Genomic DNA, 17,057 nt, shown 5'->3' with positions numbered 1-17,057 from the left:
ATTCTTAATGAATTTGAACTAATGTTAATATGAAATATCTATTTCTTTTTGGGTTGCCGAGGAGAAATAATGTTAATAATGACAACTATTTTTATCTTGTTAAGCATTATGTATCCAATTTTAGACTACTATTAAATAATTACCTTATTTCTAATGGTTGGAATACACAGGTTGCATGGGGAAAGAGTCAAGGTATTGATATTGATGCATTTAAAGGTAAAGAAAGATGGATAATTGAAGTTAAGGGTTGTGGCACACGGAGTGCTATGAGAGTAAACTACTTTTTAGCTATTTTAGGGGAGACGCTTCAAAGGATGAGTGATCCGAATGCAAAATATAGCATAGCTCTACCTGATATGCAACAATATCGTAATCTATGGGAACGTTTACCCCGCCTTGCAAAAGAAAGAACTGGGATATCTGTTATATTTGTAAATGAAGATAAAGGGATTGAAGAAGTAAAATAATCCGCCTGAACTAAACGACAACTAAATTTTGAATAAAATTCTGAAAAGAGGTGAAATTGAAATATATAGTAAAGGGAAGAAATGGTTAATAATATTTAAACCAAATTCATAGGGGGATTTTTAATTGAGAAAACATTTAGGGAAAGTATCTTTTGCTTTACTAATCTTGACTTTTACTGTATTAACCTTCGGATATGGTAAGATTAGAGGAGATATTGGTACTGGCATTTTAATAATCGGTGTAGGACTTTCGCTAATAACAGCCTTAATAAGTGAAAAAGGACAATGGAAGACAATTACAATAAGTATTGTAAGTATAGTAATAGGGGTATATGCATTTCTGATTATTGCTTTTTTCTTCGGTTTGCGGGAAGGGTTTTAGTAGTAAATGAGGTCATTTGTAGTACAAACTATGAGATAATATAATAAGAGAAAACTTTATGTTGGATAAATTTCCGTACGTTCCAGAAGTGTATTTAAATCATTTTATAAGAGGCCTTTTGACGTATTTATTCTCGTGGCTATTTAGTCAGTTTTGTTGGCGGCTCTTTCGATTTCATGACGGTATTAGAACATTATTTAAAAGCGCGAGGATTTGACGTGTACTTAACCAAAAACGAAAAACATGTTCGTCCTATTATATGAGCGGCGGAAAAACGATTGATAAAGGATTATATTTAAAACGCAAATTTGAAGCGTTTCCAGATAAAAATACGGATGCAGAAAATTGCAAAATGCGAAATTTAAAAAGACAAAATAAGCCGTTGCAGCAAGAAAAAAAGCTTTTATCGATGAATATCGAAAAAGTTATTGCGTTCATCAAGCATGTGAAACAGTTGGAATTACATTAGGAATTTTTTATAGATAGAGGTTGAAACAAGTCAAACAATTTAGCGAAGAATTTTATCAAATAAAGAAAGAGTAGTGGCAATCAAAAGTCACTTATATATTTTTTAAATTTCAGTTAACATAATATAAAGTGAAGGATAAAAAAATGATAAGTCAACCCGTGGTGCTAGATAAAATCAGACAAGCATAAAAATAGCCCTTGCATGAGGATCTCCTTAAAATGAAAGTGCGACCAAACATTTAAAAGGAGAATTCACATGCAAGAGCACTTTCATTTTACAACAGATCGAGCCAAACTTCAAAAACAATATGAAGCGATTTTGTTCTTTGTATCGGCTCAACTATCGAGTATCCAGATTCCTCTTCAACGTCGAAATCGTCATTTGTTGAAACAGAAAGACGAAGTCATCATCGCCATCCATGTCCTTGGAAAGTTGTTGGGCTTCACTTCCGAACGGGCTTGGCACCGGTTTGTGATTGGGAATTTGTTTCCCAAGGCCTTGTTCCCTGAGCGTTCTCGGTACAACCGTCGCTGCCGGGCGCTTGGCTTTGCGATCAAGTGGATGCGGCACCAGCTGGCCAAGCGCGGGCAGCACCATGCGTATGCGGTTGTGGACAGCTTGCCGATCGAGTTGTGTCATTCATCCCGAATGTATCGCGTCAAACGGTTTCGTGGAATCGCCGATATTGGCTATTGTGCTTCCAAAAGGATTGCTTTCTATGGGTTAAAACTTCATCTGCAGGTCACCGATCAAGGGCTTCCGATGGGATATGTCGTCACCGAAGCGTCTTGTCACGACCGGGTGGCCGCTGAAACCGTCATGACACAAATTCCACATTCGTATAACCTAGGTGACAAAGGGTACATCAGCCAAAAACTGCAAAAGAAGCTGTACGAAGAGCATCGAGTTGCTTTTTGGACGCCTGTTCGAAAAAATCAGCGAATTCGCCAATCAGACGCATGGAAACAGTGGATGAAACGAAAACGCAAAGTGATTGAAACCGTGTTTTCGATTTTAGTCGATTCATATCGGATCACCGAGATTCGAGCGAACTCAATTTCTGGATTTGAAACGGCACTGGATGGTATTTTACTGGCTTACTCGCTTGTTGTTCTTAGGCTAGTTGAGCGTTAAGACTCAACTAGCACCACGGGTTAAGTCAGTAAGTTTACTTAATAATCAAGTATAAACTTTGATAATTCGTATAAAAAAATGATAATTGTAGCCAAAAAATAAATTGAGTTAATTTATGTACATATTAGCACGTGTGTACTTATTTGTCCAGATATAAACAACAAAGTACATAAGGAGAGAGCTAATAGGCACCATTTGATTCAGTGATTAGCGGTATATTAGATATAAGTGGTTCTTCTTTTTCTATAAATTATGAAAAAGACACTTTTTAAATTGGCGCTTTAACAGTTTTTTTGTAATATAATGATAATGGTGATAAGTATTGGGAAGGGGGTTAATAAATGGCTTTCAAAAAAAGGATAAGATCAAACGTGTCTATTGAAAGTCCTATAGCTTTATTTAGAGATTTAAGGAATAGAAAAGTAAAAGGATTGCTTGACCATCAATCTAAAATGTTAGAAATTTATCAAAAAGAATTTATGAATGAAGATAATATTGCCATGGAATTACCGACAGGTAGTGGAAAAGTTAAGTCCATATAATTGTGTAAAAAGGGAAATAGAAAAAGAGCCATGTTGCTTCCCCTTTGGTAGAATAAACAGTGGACCAAAAACACCAAACATAAGGAGGAATGCAACCATGGCTCAATATCATATTACCCTAAATGATGAACTTTTGCACGGGTTATTCACCAGAGATGAGGGATTAGCTAAGCTATTGGAACAAGTCCTCAATCAAATCCTCGAGGCACAAGTAGAAGAACAGCTGGGAGCTCGCCGTTATGAACGAACGGAAGAACGAAAAGGCTATCGAAACGGTTCGTATCCACGCCAGCTGACGACCCGGGTGGGACGGTTGACCTTGCGCGTTCCACGGACAAGAGATGGGGAGTTCTCTACGGAACTGTTCCAACGGTATCAACGGAGCGAACAAGCACTGGTACTGGCACTAATGGAAATGGTGGTAAACGGGGTGTCTACCCGAAAAATCACTCAAATCACGGAGGAATTATGCGGCACTTCGTTTTCCAAGTCCACGGTCTCCTCACTGTGCAAGGGACTGGATCCGATTATCCAAGACTGGAATTACCGTTCCCTTCATGAACACGTGTATCCGTTTGTGCTAGTAGATGCTATTTATACGAAAGTCCGGGAGGATGGACGAGTACGCTCTAGAGCCGTGTTGATCGCTACAGGAGTGAATGAGGAAGGATATCGGGAAATTCTTGGCCTGCAAATCGGAAACAGTGAATCGGAGTCCAGCTGGAGCGAGTTCTTCGGATGGCTGAAAGACCGGGGACTCCGGGGAGTGGACTTGATCATCTCGGATCAGCACGGTGGGCTGGTGCAAGCCATTGAAAAGCATTTCCAAGGCGCTACATGGCAACGATGCCAGACACATTTTATTCGCAATATCCTCGATGCCGCACCAAAGTATATGCAGGATGCCTTGCTCGAGGAGATTCGTGGGATTCTTCATGCTCCAAATAAGCAAACGGCCCGGCTGTTATTGGAACAAGTGCTGGCCAAATGGGAAGAAAAAGCCCCAAAAGCCATGCAAATCCTCGAAGAGGGATTCGAAGAAGCCACCGCCGTATTGGACTATCCGGACCGTTATCGTCGGCGTCTGCGCACGACCAACGGAGTGGAACGGCTGAACGAAGAAATTCGCCGCAGAGAACGGGTCATCCGCATCTTTCCGAACCGGGAATCGGTGTATCGCCTCGTTGGTGCCGTGTTGATCGAAATCGATGAAAAATGGATGTCAGGGCGCAAATACTTGGATATGGCTGAATATTGGCAGTGGCGGAAAACGAAAGAGCAAGGAGTCCGATCGGTGAATCAGGAGGCTTCGGCGATCAAGAAAGTGGGATAACCTCTACGCCGTGTCAAGGAGAACGTGGAATACCGGAGCGAAGCGAGGATATGCCGCGAAAGTTCCTTGACACGCCTGTTCCTTGACAACATGATCATTTGTCCGGGAAGGCGACCGGCAGGGAGACTTGCCGGTCTTACCTACCATACGTCAAGTCATCAGGTCCATGTTGTCTATCAAAGGGGAATTTACACAATAATTTGGACTTGACCCCCCATATGTTGGATGAATTTAAAAACTTTTTTATAACTCTACTTAATGAAGAAATACAATAATAAATGTTCGTTAAAATTTTCTATAACGAGAACCCCAACAAAAGTAGACAAAGGGCGGTGTCTTTCTTCTATTGGCAACGACTCACGAGAGCGTCGAAAACACGAACAACGACTAGATCCATAAGTTTGCTCTTTCTTTCAGTTTTGATAATAAAAGGCATACTCTCCAAACTAGGGAAAGTGCGCCTTTAGGGTCATCTTTTTTTATTCGAATAAGCAGTGCTATTTACTAGAAATATTGATGAATCGATGGATGCTTGCTACCTTATTCATTAATAATATTATACTTTACTATATAGGTTCAGATTCATTTTCCGACATATATAACTCGTTTAGGAACGCTATAGACAAGGAAATATTGGTTAAACATGTCGGAAATTCAAACTGAATTTATATAGCTCGTGATTTAAGCGTGTAACTCAAATATTATTATCAGCAGACTGGTTATAAAAATTCATGTTATCAGAGTGACCTTGTAAAGCAGTGTACCAATCTCTAGGACAATTTGTCCTAGAGACGTTTTTTATCTTCTGATATACGTCTGTGTAGACATAAAAAAATTTAACAAATTAATATTTATTTTTTTGATGAAAATCTTCAAATTAACTAACCCTTAGTTTCAATTACTGCTATGGAAAACTATTTATTAGAAACATCCAAAATCAAATTACACCTAATTATTAGTGAATAGAGATGGTTTACTCAATCTTTTCTGAGTAAACCTTGTAGTTAAGAATGCCAAATTTGGCATTCTTATTTTTTCAGTTTATGATGCACTTAATGATAAATAGCAATTTGATTAACAAAGATATTATTAGTGAAAGCTTACAATGGGCATCATACTGTAAGCTTTTTGTATGCACTCATGTAGTCATGTTGCGAGCACCTTGTAAGCAGTATAGAATCATTGGGTTCGGAGACTAATAAATGAGCATTAAGAGCTTGCTTATTTAACTAAACATCCAGACCAACAACTGGATTCATTCTAACATCTTTTCCTCCAAAAATGAAATGGCCGGTACCCCTTCATTCCTCTTTGTAGTATCATAGGTTCGCTTGTTTACGAGATCACAAGTCCCAACCAGCCTGAATCATGTTTCTATAGCAGGTGTTTTTTGCAAGCAAAAAATGGCTCTTACGTATATTTGGTGAATGCCTTCCTATCATCCCTGTTGGAGATTTTTATTGTTTTATTAAAATAATAATTAAAGTCTATAGAGAACCCTTTTTTCTAACAAGTCTAATCCAGCACGGCCATACATCATTCGTTTAATGGTTTTTAACCGATTGATTTGACCTTCTAGTACCCCATTGCTGTATGGGAGAAGAAAAGCGTGTTTTACTGCCTGCAAATCGCTGCGCAAGCGCTTCGCATAAGAATAAAATGGCTGTTTTGAATCCGAAAGCTGACCACGCAGCCAAACAAGAAAACGGTCATAATCTCTTTGATCCACAGCTTCCCGATATTCTTGCACTACTTCATAGACGGGACGAGCAGCTGGATACGTTTTTAGGCATTGTTCCAGATCCATTTTCTCTTTTTCTGAAAGTCGATGATACGGCGACCATATCCAATAAGCCAGCTGTTTTCTTGTGATACGATGTTCCAATGTCGATGGATCATTCCTCTTCCGATTCCGTCGAATCGTTTCTACGGCGGTTCGCACTGCCGAAAACGTGCCGGCATATCCTTCTTTGCGAAGAAGGGAATCGATGGAGGAGATGGTTTGACCTTGGGATTCTAACTCAATGACACGGTCCAAAAAAGGGGAAATCGGTGTTTTTCTTTTTCGCCGATGAACCAGTGGCGGGGTGGTCATCTGGAGATATTTTTTCACCGTTTTCCAATCCAGCTCATATTCCCTTGCGAGCCTGGAAATGCTTTTTCCTGATGAATGAGCGGTTTGGATTTCTTGAATGAGTGCCCATTTTTGTTCCTGACGCTGCTTTTTCCTTTTTTCTGCCTTTGTCATTTCGATTTCACGAACAGAGGGGTTAGGTTCACTCCATGTCATTACAGAGGGAACGATCGATAAAAGAAGAAGATCCAGTCTCTTCTTCGCATTCCCGGTAAAATGCCATCGATCATATACATGAAGGATGGAAGGGTTGGCATTCGTAATCCCCTGACGAAATCCTGTAAACCCATCCCTGCTCATCACTTGTACATGAGAATATGATTTCAGCCATTCGGTTAGTGTTTGTGGCAGCCGATCAGGCAAAAGCGCAACAGGATGATGATTGTCTAAATTGCAAATGATGGTTCCATACGTATGTCCTTTTCGAAAAGCGAAATCATCGACTCCGAGGAAAGGGAGACACCTCTACAGGAATAGAGGTTTTCCGAATGATGGTTAACAATGTATCATGGCTGACAGGAAGATGGACGGATTGCGCCACCTTTTGTGCAGAGAGACAGCTGGTAGAAAAAGCAATTTGCCGCAAGATGTGTTCTGCCCGAAGGGTACGGCGGCCATGCGGTGCCAGCCAATCATAACGCTCTGTAAATACTTTAACGGGACAAACAGGAGAATCACAAAACCATTTTCGAGAAATAAGCAGAAGAGAAACAGGCTGATCGGCGATAGGAAGATCTTGAATCACACGTGTATACCGACTATGCGGGCGGGAGGAAATATGATGACAGGCAGGACAGGGAGAAGACTCACGGATGCTTTTTACCGTTAAACGCAAACTATTACCGACATCAGATATATCCAGCAGTTCGATAGTTGGACTGAGAGGAGACCAGGAAAGATGAGCCATCGTCATACACTCCTTTTCTTTTTATTATATCAGTGTAGTTAATAGAAAGTCACTTCCCCAAATTAGCGTAAGAACCATAAAAATACAGAGTTCTGCAAGGAAAACGTGCAGAGCTTGATTGGGTAAAAAAAAAGCTTGCCAGCTCCTAAAATTCCCTCTACTGTTAAGGTTGCGAAGACTAAAACAGTGGAGGTAAAGAAAGGATGCTAGCAATGCTTGAAATTCATTATATCAAACATTTAAGGGAAAACAAAGATCTGTCGATCTCGGAAATTGCGAGAAAGACAGGGCTGAATTGGAGAACCGTCAAGAAATATGCCGATGGAAATATTGGTGGACAAAAAATCAAGAAAAAGAAACGGGGGATGATGTACGAGCTAGGATATGGGGAGATCCTCGATGACTGGCTGGAGGAGGACGCGAAACTGCCACGAAAAGAGCGAAGAACCAATCGAACCATGTTTGAACAACTGCAAAAAGAGCATGGTTTTCCCGGTTCTTACCGAACCGTATGTGCCTACATTCAGGAACGGAAACCGCAGCTCAAGGCAGAAAAGGAAAAACGATACGAACGGCTGGAGCATCCTCCGGGAGAAGCACAAGTCGATTTTGGCACGATGCAAGTAGTGAAGGATGGGGCTCTTGAGGACAAAAAGCTCTTGATTTTGAGCTTCCCCCATAGCAATGCCGGATTTGTTCATCCTCTCCCGTCAGAAAATAGGGAATGTTTCTTGAAAGGATTGAAACAGTTATTTCATCAAGCAGGGGGAGTGCCGAGGCGTTTAAGGATGGACAATTTGTCCGCTGCCGTGGTGACCGTCGGGAAAGGAGATAACCGTCAGTATACCGAAGCGTTTCTGCGCTTCCAAGCCCACTACGGGTTTGAAGTACAGCCGTGCAACCCCGCCAGCGGGCATGAAAAAGGGAATGTGGAGAGGAAAGTATACTACGTACGCCATCGTTGTTTTGTCCCCGCCCCTGTCGTGGAGAGCGACGAACAGCTGGTCGAATGGTTGCGGGTCAAAATGATCGAAGATCGGTCTCGCCTTCACTATGAAAAAGGAGTGTCGATCGAAGAGTTGTGGAAAGAAGATCAAAAAGAGCTGAAAGCATTGCCTGTAGACGATCTTCCGATCTTCTCTTTGGATACAGTGAAAGTAAACAAATACGGAGAGATTACGGTGGATGGGGAAAAGTGGGTGATCCATCAAGCCCAGGTGAACCAGTCTCTCGTGGTGCAAAAAGAGTGGGATCGCTTTATCTGCCTATCCGATCAAGGAGAAGTCGTTTTTGAGGCTCCGCGGCCGTATATGAACCAGAAACAAGAAATTCCTTGGGAAGAGATTTTCAACGATTGGGAAAAGAAACCTCGATCCGTGAGTTATTCGCGATTTTTTAAGTACTTGCCAGAGAGGGTGCAAACATACTTGACCTTCCGCAAGGAAGAGGTCAAACAACGCGTTCGGGGAGTTCGGGAACTCTTAAAAAACCACACATTGAAAGAACTGGATGAATGGCTGAACAAAGAGCAACGGTTCGACTTGGCCCCTCATGAGTTAAAGGTGTTGTTGGAGGCGAGACAACAGGCTTATCCGGAAAAGTGGGAAGAAACTTACACACCTTCAGTGTTTGTCGATTATGAGACGGATTTACACCTTTATGATCAACGGCTGTGCCCGTCATGGGAAGGAGGGGCAAACCGGGATGACTCGGGACATCAAAGAGATTTGTAAAGCGTTGCATTTGGCGTATATTGCCGATCGTTTTGAGGAAGTGCCATACGAAACAAAAGAGCAATTTTTGCGGGATGTACTGGCTTTGGAAGTCTCATCGCGCCAAGAAGCGAAACGGTCGAAGCTGATCAAAAAGGCTAAATTCCGAGAGTTAAAGTGGCTGAAGGACTATGAGTGGTCCGATCACATTCATTGGCCCTCGACAACGACCAAAGAGGAGCTTTGCGACCTTGTGTTTTTGGAGAGGAGACAGAACGTATTGCTTCTAGGATCGCCCGGAACCGGGAAAACCCATTTAGCCACGGCTTTAGGGTTGAAGGCATGTGAGAAAGGCCATGAGGTGAGATTTTTCCGAGTGGCTGATCTCGTCGTCCAACTGGAGGAGGCTTTAAAAGACGGGACGTTGCCCCGTCTGAAACGGCAAATCGAGGCGTGCGAACTATTGATCCTAGATGAACTGGGATATGTGCCGTTTCAAAAACAAGGGTCAGAACTGCTTTTTCACATCATCGCGGACTGTTACGAACGAAAAAGTGTCATAGTGACCTCTAATTTAGAGTTTGGGCAGTGGAACCGGGTATTTGGGGATAACCGTCTCACTGCTGCGTTAGTGGACCGTCTGGTCCATCATGCCCATATCATCGCCTTTACAGGAGAAAGCTATCGCCTAAGACATGCGCTTTCTTCTGTAAAGAAGACATCCAATTAGCAGTTAATTGGAAAAATCGAGCTGCAAGCCTATGTATTTTTTACTGCAATTCTCTGCATTTTTTGGGTTCTTACGCTAATTTGGGGAAGTGACTTTCTATTAACTACACTGATATAATAAAAAGAAAAGGAGTGTATGACGATGGCTCATCTTTCCTGGTCTCCTCTCAGTCCAACTATCGAACTGCTGGATATATCTGATGTCGGTAATAGTTTGCGTTTAACGGTAAAAAGCATCCGTGAGTCTTCTCCCTGTCCTGCCTGTCATCATATTTCCTCCCGCCCGCATAGTCGGTATACACGTGTGATTCAAGATCTTCCTATCGCCGATCAGCCTGTTTCTCTTCTGCTTATTTCTCGAAAATGGTTTTGTGATTCTCCTGTTTGTCCCGTTAAAGTATTTACAGAGCGTTATGATTGGCTGGCACCGCATGGCCGCCGTACCCTTCGGGCAGAACACATCTTGCGGCAAATTGCTTTTTCTACCAGCTGTCTCTCTGCACAAAAGGTGGCGCAATCCGTCCATCTTCCTGTCAGCCATGATACATTGTTAACCATCATTCGGAAAACCTCTATTCCTGTAGAGGTGTCTCCCTTTCCTCGGAGTCGATGATTTCGCTTTTCGAAAAGGACATACGTATGGAACCATCATTTGCAATTTAGACAATCATCATCCTGTTGCGCTTTTGCCTGATCGGCTGCCACAAACACTAACCGAATGGCTGAAATCATATTCTCATGTACAAGTGATGAGCAGGGATGGGTTTACAGGATTTCGTCAGGGGATTACGAATGCCAACCCTTCCATCCTTCATGTATATGATCGATGGCATTTTACCGGGAATGCGAAGAAGAGACTGGATCTTCTTCTTTTATCGATCGTTCCCTCTGTAATGACATGGAGTGAACCTAACCCCTCTGTTCGTGAAATCGAAATGACAAAGGCAGAAAAAAGGAAAAAGCAGCGTCAGGAACAAAAATGGGCACTCATTCAAGAAATCCAAACCGCTCATTCATCAGGAAAAAGCATTTCCAGGCTCGCAAGGGAATATGAGCTGGATTGGAAAACGGTGAAAAAATATCTCCAGATGACCACCCCGCCACTGGTTCATCGGCGAAAAAGAAAAACACCGATTTCCCCTTTTTTGGACCGTGTCATTGAGTTAGAATCCCAAGGTCAAACCATCTCCTCCATCGATTCCCTTCTTCGCAAAGAAGGATATGCCGGCACGTTTTCGGCAGTGCGAACCGCCGTAGAAACGATTCGACGGAATCGGAAGAGGAATGATCCATCGACATTGGAACATCGTATCACAAGAAAACAGCTGGCTTATTGGATATGGTCGCCGTATCATCGACTTTCAGAAAAAGAGAAAATGGATCTGGAACAATGCCTAAAAACGTATCCAGCTGCTCGTCCCGTCTATGAAGTAGTGCAAGAATATCGGGAAGCTGTGGATCAAAGAGATTATGACCGTTTTCTTGTTTGGCTGCGTGGTCAGCTTTCGGATTCAAAACAGCCATTTTATTCTTATGCGAAGCGCTTGCGCAGCGATTTGCAGGCAGTAAAACACGCTTTTCTTCTCCCATACAGCAATGGGGTACTAGAAGGTCAAATCAATCGGTTAAAAACCATTAAACGAATGATGTATGGCCGTGCTGGATTAGACTTGTTAGAAAAAAGGGTTCTCTATAGACTTTAATTATTATTTTAATAAAACAATAAAAATCTCCAACAGGGATGATAGGAAGGCATTCACCAAATATACGTAAGAGCCATTTTTATTTTGCAATAAACAAGCAGGGGATAAACTGTTTTAGCCAACGGGGTTTATGACCCACGAACAGGGACGTTCTGCCCCGTCTGCCGTTATAATTAAAACCATATAAAAAATGGTCAACCAGAAATATCTGACTTTATAATACGAACGGGCAGTATAAAGAAGGAATCAAATGTTAAATATCTAATATATAAAATCAATATGGATTTATATTCTAAAAAATACAAAAAATAAAAATAAATATATTTAGAGGAGTTGTTATTCAATGTGTGGGATTTGTAACTAGACACAAAGAAAGAGATTTAGAAATTCCAAAGCACCGTCAAGATTTAATGACTGCAATTGAAAAAGATTTGTTCAATGACGATGATGTATTAGCGGCTTTTTATGGTGGTTCAATCGGAAATAAAAACATGGATCTATATTCCGATATTGACCTCCGCATCGTTGTATTACCTGAAAAATTTCAAGAATTTATCTCGAACAAAAAAAATCGTCCTAAAAAATGGGGAAATGTTCTTTATTTTGAGGATTTAGGTCCGTTTGTAACTTATTCAATCGCTCACTTTGATTGTTTTGTTAAAGTTGATACATTTTATTATAAACCTGAAGACATTCAGCCTTCCGTATGGTTGAAAAATATAAAAATTATAAAAGATACGGATGGCATGTTGGCAGATATTTTAGATCAATCAATGGCTTTATCCTATGAACCAACAATGGAGGAATTTGAACTTTGGCGAACAAAGTTTTTTGCGTATTTTCATGAAGCTTATCGCAGAGTAATGAGAAAAGAGTATTATTATGCTTTGAAATGTATTGACAGCTTACGTTTATCAATGGCAACAGCTTGGTATATGGAAGCAGGAATCCAACCAAATACGTTTGGCGATTGGGCAAAATACGAAGGTGAAAGAAGTAAACTAGAAGCTTGGCAACTATCCCTCCTTGAAAGTTGGGAATGTGGCAGAAATCCCCTTGAAATTATGAATGTGATGAAAAGTATAGTTCCAGAATTTAAAAGAGTCCATAAAAATCTTTGTAATAAGCTCGGAATCGAAGAAAATCCTGAATGGATAAATGGAATTATTGATATGGTTATTTAAGCAAAACACCCGCAAAATGCGCGGGTGTTTTGCTTACAACCATTTTTTAACTATCCCGAAAATTAGCATTTTCATCATTTGTTGGTGACGCAATGCGGCATGGAAGTCTATCCTGAAAGTGAATATTTTCATCCTTGCTGAAGTTAAGTCCATATAATTGTGTAAAAAGGGAAATAGAAAAAGAGCCATGTTGCTTCCCCTTTGGTAGAATAAACAGTGGACCAAAAACACCAAACATAAGGGGGAATGCAACCATGGCTCAATATCATATTACCCTAAATGATGAACTTTTGCACGGGTTATTCACCAGAGATGAAGGATTAGCTAAGCTATTGGAACAAGTCCTCAATCAAATCCTCGAGGCACAAGTAGAAGAACAGCTGGGAGCTCGCCGTTATGAACGAACGGAAGAACGAAAAGGCTATCGAAACGGTTCGTATCCACGCCAGCTGACGACCCGGGTGGGACGGTTGACCTTGCGCGTTCCACGGACAAGAGATGGGGAGTTCTCTACGGAACTGTTCCAACGGTATCAACGGAGCGAACAAGCACTGGTACTGGCACTAATGGAAATGGTGGTAAACGGGGTGTCTACCCGAAAAATCACTCAAATCACGGAGGAATTATGCGGCACTTCGTTTTCCAAGTCCACGGTCTCCTCGCTGTGCAAGGGACTGGATCCGATTGTCCAAGACTGGAATTACCGTTCCCTTCATGAACACGTGTATCCGTTTGTGCTAGTAGATGCTATTTATACGAAAGTCCGGGAGGATGGACGAGTACGCTCCAGAGCCGTGTTGATCGCTACAGGAGTGAATGAGGAAGGATATCGGGAAATTCTTGGCCTGCAAATCGGAAACAGTGAATCGGAGTCCAGCTGGAGCGAGTTCTTCGGATGGCTGAAAGACCGAGGACTCCGGGGAGTGGACTTGATCATCTCGGATCAGCACGGTGGGCTGGTGCAAGCCATTGAAAAGCATTTCCAAGGCGCTACATGGCAACGATGCCAGACACATTTTATTCGCAATATCCTCGATGCCGCACCAAAGTATATGCAGGATGCCTTGCTCGAGGAGATTCGTGGGATTCTTCATGCTCCAAATAAGCAAACGGCCCGGCTGTTATTGGAACAAGTGCTGGCCAAATGGGAAGAAAAAGCCCCAAAAGCCATGCAAATCCTCGAAGAGGGATTCGAAGACGCCACCGCCGTATTGGACTATCCGGACCGTTATCGTCGGCGTCTGCGTACGACAAACGGAGTGGAACGGCTGAACGAAGAAATTCGCCGCAGAGAACGGGTCATCCGCATCTTTCCGAACCGGGAATCGGTGTATCGCCTCGTTGGTGCCGTGTTGATCGAAATCGATGAAAAATGGATGTCGGGACGTAAATACTTAGATATGTCCGAATATTGGCAGTGGCGGAAAACGAAAGAGCAAGAAGCTCGATCGGTGAATCAGGAGGCTCCGGCGATCAAGAGAGTGGGATAACCTCTACGCCGTGTCAAGGAGAACGTGGAATACCGGAGCGAAGCGAGGATATGCCGCGAAAGCTCCTTGACACGCCTGTTCCTTGACAACATGATGTTTTGTCCGGAAGGCGACTGGCAGGGAGACTTGCCGGACTTACCTACTATACGTCAAGTCATCAGGTCCATGTTGTCTATCAAAGGGGAATTTACACAATAATTTGGACTTGACCCTTGCTGATGGTGTCGCAATTATGCGGTACGGTTGTCTTCCATGGAAGAATAGAATTTCTTGCATAATCTGTGGTGCTGTGAAATGCGACATTGGTGGCTAATGGGGAAGGTTAGTTGAAAAAGGATTTGATTTTAATTTGTAGAAATTATCGGTGTGGAAAATAGTTCTTTTTAGAAAGGAAGGAATAAGATGCGACAAATCATTGCTCTAGGCGGCGGGGGGTTCTCAATGGAACCGGATAACCCGTTATTAGATTTGTACATATTGAAACAAGCAAAGAAAACTACTCCAAAGATTTGTTTTATCCCCACTGCTAGCGGGGATTCAGATCATTATATATCAAGGTATTATAACTTCTTTAATAAACAAAATTGCAAACCTTCTCATTTATCTTTATTTAAACCGCCAACAAGGGATTTAGAGGGGTTTATACTGGAGAAGGATATTATATATGTTGGTGGAGGAAATACAAGAAACTTATTAGTTTTATGGAAAGAGTGGGGTTTAGATAATATTTTGAGAAAAGCTTGGAACCAAGGGATTGTTTTAGCTGGCATTAGTGCTGGTTCTATATGTTGGTTCGAGGAAGGCGTCACAGATTCATTTGGAGAGGGATTAGAACCAATTAAATGCTTAGGCTTTCTAAAGGGCAGTAATTGTCCGCATTATGATGGAGAGTCAGATAGAAGACCTTCGTATCATAAACTAATTTATTCTGGAGACATACAAGCTGGTATTGCAGCGGATGACGGAGTTGCCATCCATTATATCGAACAAAACATAAGTAATATAGTTAGTTCTAGACCAAAGGCAAAGGCTTATAAGGTTTATCTGGATAACAAGGTGATGAAGGTGATAGAGGAAGAGCTTCAGACGAATTTTTTAGGTTCCTGTTAAGCCGATATGGAAGAACGAATTAACTTCAACATCTGTAGTGAAACTCGCTTTATGGGGACGGGACAGTTTAGTCCAATAAAGAAACAACTTTCATCGTAAAATATCCCACGGTAATATTAACCAAAAATTATAAGTGAGGAGAAGTTGGTCATCAAAGCCTTACAAAGAGTTCTCAACATCGAAAAACCGACGGGGAGAGTCATTCACCACTCGTATTGAGGATAAAAGTAGGAAAGGGTGACATATGTGAAAATGAGAACAGAACAAGAAATGTTGGATTTAATCATTACATTTGCTAAGCAAGATCATCGTATACGTGGAGTGCTAATGAACGGTTCTCGTGTAAATCCAAACATAAAAAAAGATATATTTCAAGACTATGATATTGTATATTTAGTTACAAGTGTTAAACCATTTAAAGATGAAAACTATATTTTGTCTCACTTTGGGGAAGTAATGCTTATGGAAAAACCCGAAGATAAAATTTTTCCACCTCCCATTGGCGATGGTCGGTATACATATTTAATGCAATTTATGGATGGAAACCGAATTGATATGCAATTTACTCACATAAGTAAAGTGGATGAACTAATTAAGGATAGTTTGACAAAGGTTTTATTAGACAAAGACCACAATATTCCAGATATCCCACCTCCAAGTGAACAAAGTTATCTTATAAGAAAACCAACGGAAAAATTATATAACGATTGTTGTAATAGTTTTATATGGGGATTAGGATCTCATATTCCAAAAACCATTTGGAGACAAGAATTACCATTGTTAATGCATTTAATAGATATTGTTTTACGGGAGCCATTAATTCAAATGCTTGAATGGCATATAGGGATTAAAACAGATTATAAATACTCGATTGGCAAAGGAGGAAGACATTTAAAAAAGTTCTTGGAACCTGAAATTTGGAATGACTTTGAGAAGACGTATACAGATGCTAATTATGATAATATTTGGAATTCGTTATTCATATTTCATGGCTTATTCAAAAAAACGGCTGAACATGTCGGACAAGTATATGGTTTTCACTTTCCTGAAGAAGAATGTAAAAGAGCACTAGAGTTTCTAAAACACGTAAAAGAATTGCCACAAGATGCAAAATCAATTTTTTAAGATTAAATTCCTTTATACATAAAGTACAATGGGGGAAAGGGATGGAGGATTTAGCGATAAGAACAGCTAATCAAGAAGATATTCCGCAACTTTTAAATTTAATGTATCAATACATTGTGGATTTTTATAAAAGACCTAAACCAACGGAAAAGTCACTTAAAGGATTGATACAGCTTCTACTGAATAACCCCGCCAGTGGAATACAATTTGTTGCAGAACAAGATGGGAAATTATTAGGTTTTGCAACCTTATATTTCTCCTTTAGCACTCTTCATTTGAAAAGAATGGCTATTTTAAATGACTTGTTTGTAATACCAAAACACGAGGGCAAAAACTAGGCGAAAAACTGTTTCAAACATGCTTGTCTTATATAAGAGAGAATGATTTTGCCTACATGACATGGGAAACTGCAAAGGATAATTTGGTTGCTCAATCTCTTTACAACAAAATGGGTGGTCAATTGTCTGAATGGTTAGTTTATGAAATCAGTTAGTGTATCCAGTAGTTTTTTGTTAAGCTATCCTTTTTCATTTGATGGTATCGCAATTATGCGGCATGGTTGTCTCCCATGGAAGAACGAGTTACCTTTCATCATCTGTGGTGAAGCCGCTGGCTAAGGGGGCAGAAAAGATTGAA

16 protein-coding genes and 1 pseudogene are annotated in these 17,057 nt (G+C 41.0%); 15 read left to right on the top strand and 2 right to left on the bottom strand.

Annotated features, from left to right (window positions below; all coding sequences use genetic code 11):
- The first annotated feature begins 29 nt into the window (after positions 1-29).
- From BV455_RS18950 to BV455_RS18925, 6 genes are all read left to right on the top strand, one after another.
- Complete coding sequence (locus BV455_RS18950; RefSeq protein ID WP_235605644.1) at positions 30-467, top strand: hypothetical protein; 438 nt, start codon at positions 30-32, stop codon at positions 465-467.
- Positions 468-591: 124 nt separating this feature from the next.
- Positions 592-849: a hypothetical protein gene (locus tag BV455_RS18945; RefSeq protein ID WP_061580333.1), complete on the top strand. Its 258-nt coding sequence runs from the start codon at positions 592-594 to the stop codon at positions 847-849.
- Between the two features lie 259 nt (positions 850-1,108).
- Positions 1,109-1,318: a hypothetical protein gene (locus BV455_RS20530; protein WP_235605643.1), complete on the top strand. Its 210-nt coding sequence runs from the start codon at positions 1,109-1,111 to the stop codon at positions 1,316-1,318.
- A 255-nt stretch (positions 1,319-1,573) separates the two neighbouring features.
- Positions 1,574-2,452, top strand: coding sequence for an IS982 family transposase (locus tag BV455_RS18935; RefSeq protein WP_183363814.1), 879 nt, complete (start codon positions 1,574-1,576; stop codon positions 2,450-2,452).
- Between the two features lie 341 nt (positions 2,453-2,793).
- Positions 2,794-2,994: a hypothetical protein gene (locus BV455_RS18930; RefSeq protein WP_218687561.1), complete on the top strand. Its 201-nt coding sequence runs from the start codon at positions 2,794-2,796 to the stop codon at positions 2,992-2,994.
- 97 nt (positions 2,995-3,091) lie between these two features.
- On the top strand, positions 3,092-4,327 hold the full coding sequence (locus tag BV455_RS18925; protein ID WP_218687209.1) for an IS256 family transposase: 1,236 nt from the start codon (positions 3,092-3,094) through the stop codon (positions 4,325-4,327).
- 1,480 nt (positions 4,328-5,807) lie between these two features.
- On the opposite strand, the gene BV455_RS18920 is transcribed toward BV455_RS18925, so the two are convergent.
- Positions 5,808-6,860 carry a transposase gene (locus BV455_RS18920; protein ID WP_245005363.1) on the bottom strand — a complete coding sequence of 351 codons (1,053 nt, stop codon included), beginning with the start codon at positions 6,858-6,860 and terminating at the stop codon, positions 5,808-5,810.
- A gap of 37 nt (positions 6,861-6,897) precedes the next feature.
- Complete coding sequence (locus tag BV455_RS18915; RefSeq protein WP_081162459.1) at positions 6,898-7,368, bottom strand: transposase family protein; 471 nt, start codon at positions 7,366-7,368, stop codon at positions 6,898-6,900.
- Positions 7,369-7,571: 203 nt separating this feature from the next.
- Here BV455_RS18915 and istA point away from each other — a divergent pair, with 203 nt between their 5' ends.
- The 9 genes and pseudogenes from istA (at position 7,572) to BV455_RS18870 (ending at position 16,914) form a co-directional block, all read left to right on the top strand.
- Complete coding sequence (gene istA, locus BV455_RS18910) at positions 7,572-9,101, top strand: IS21 family transposase (RefSeq protein ID WP_218687560.1); 1,530 nt, start codon at positions 7,572-7,574, stop codon at positions 9,099-9,101.
- A complete protein-coding gene (gene istB / locus BV455_RS18905; RefSeq protein ID WP_218687559.1) occupies positions 9,073-9,810 on the top strand; it encodes an IS21-like element helper ATPase IstB in 738 nt (245 codons plus the stop codon). Before istA ends, istB begins: the two co-directional genes overlap by 29 nt.
- A gap of 141 nt (positions 9,811-9,951) precedes the next feature.
- Positions 9,952-10,422 (top strand): transposase family protein, encoded by a 471-nt coding sequence (locus BV455_RS18900; RefSeq protein WP_081162459.1) that lies wholly within the window; start codon positions 9,952-9,954, stop codon positions 10,420-10,422.
- A 34-nt stretch (positions 10,423-10,456) separates the two neighbouring features.
- Complete coding sequence (locus tag BV455_RS18895) at positions 10,457-11,512, top strand: transposase (protein WP_218688072.1); 1,056 nt, start codon at positions 10,457-10,459, stop codon at positions 11,510-11,512.
- A 347-nt stretch (positions 11,513-11,859) separates the two neighbouring features.
- A complete protein-coding gene (locus BV455_RS18890) occupies positions 11,860-12,696 on the top strand; it encodes an aminoglycoside 6-adenylyltransferase (protein WP_218687558.1) in 837 nt (278 codons plus the stop codon).
- 254 nt (positions 12,697-12,950) lie between these two features.
- The gene (locus tag BV455_RS18885) at positions 12,951-14,186 is read left to right on the top strand and encodes an IS256 family transposase (protein ID WP_218687240.1); all 1,236 of its coding nucleotides are present in this window, start codon (positions 12,951-12,953) and stop codon (positions 14,184-14,186) included.
- A gap of 402 nt (positions 14,187-14,588) precedes the next feature.
- Positions 14,589-15,296 carry a Type 1 glutamine amidotransferase-like domain-containing protein gene (locus BV455_RS18880; RefSeq protein ID WP_041470484.1) on the top strand — a complete coding sequence of 236 codons (708 nt, stop codon included), beginning with the start codon at positions 14,589-14,591 and terminating at the stop codon, positions 15,294-15,296.
- A 252-nt stretch (positions 15,297-15,548) separates the two neighbouring features.
- Positions 15,549-16,421, top strand: a complete 873-nt coding sequence (locus tag BV455_RS18875) for an aminoglycoside 6-adenylyltransferase (protein ID WP_245005300.1) — start codon at positions 15,549-15,551, stop codon at positions 16,419-16,421.
- A 41-nt stretch (positions 16,422-16,462) separates the two neighbouring features.
- A pseudogene (locus BV455_RS18870) lies at positions 16,463-16,914 on the top strand (N-acetyltransferase family protein).
- Positions 16,915-17,057: the final 143 nt, after the last annotated feature.

The sequence above is a fragment of the Parageobacillus caldoxylosilyticus genome (assembly GCF_019272935.1).
GTDB lineage: Bacteria > Bacillota > Bacilli > Bacillales > Anoxybacillaceae > Saccharococcus > Saccharococcus caldoxylosilyticus.
Note: the sequence above shows the minus strand (reverse complement) of the source record. Positions and strands in the feature narration are given on the sequence as shown.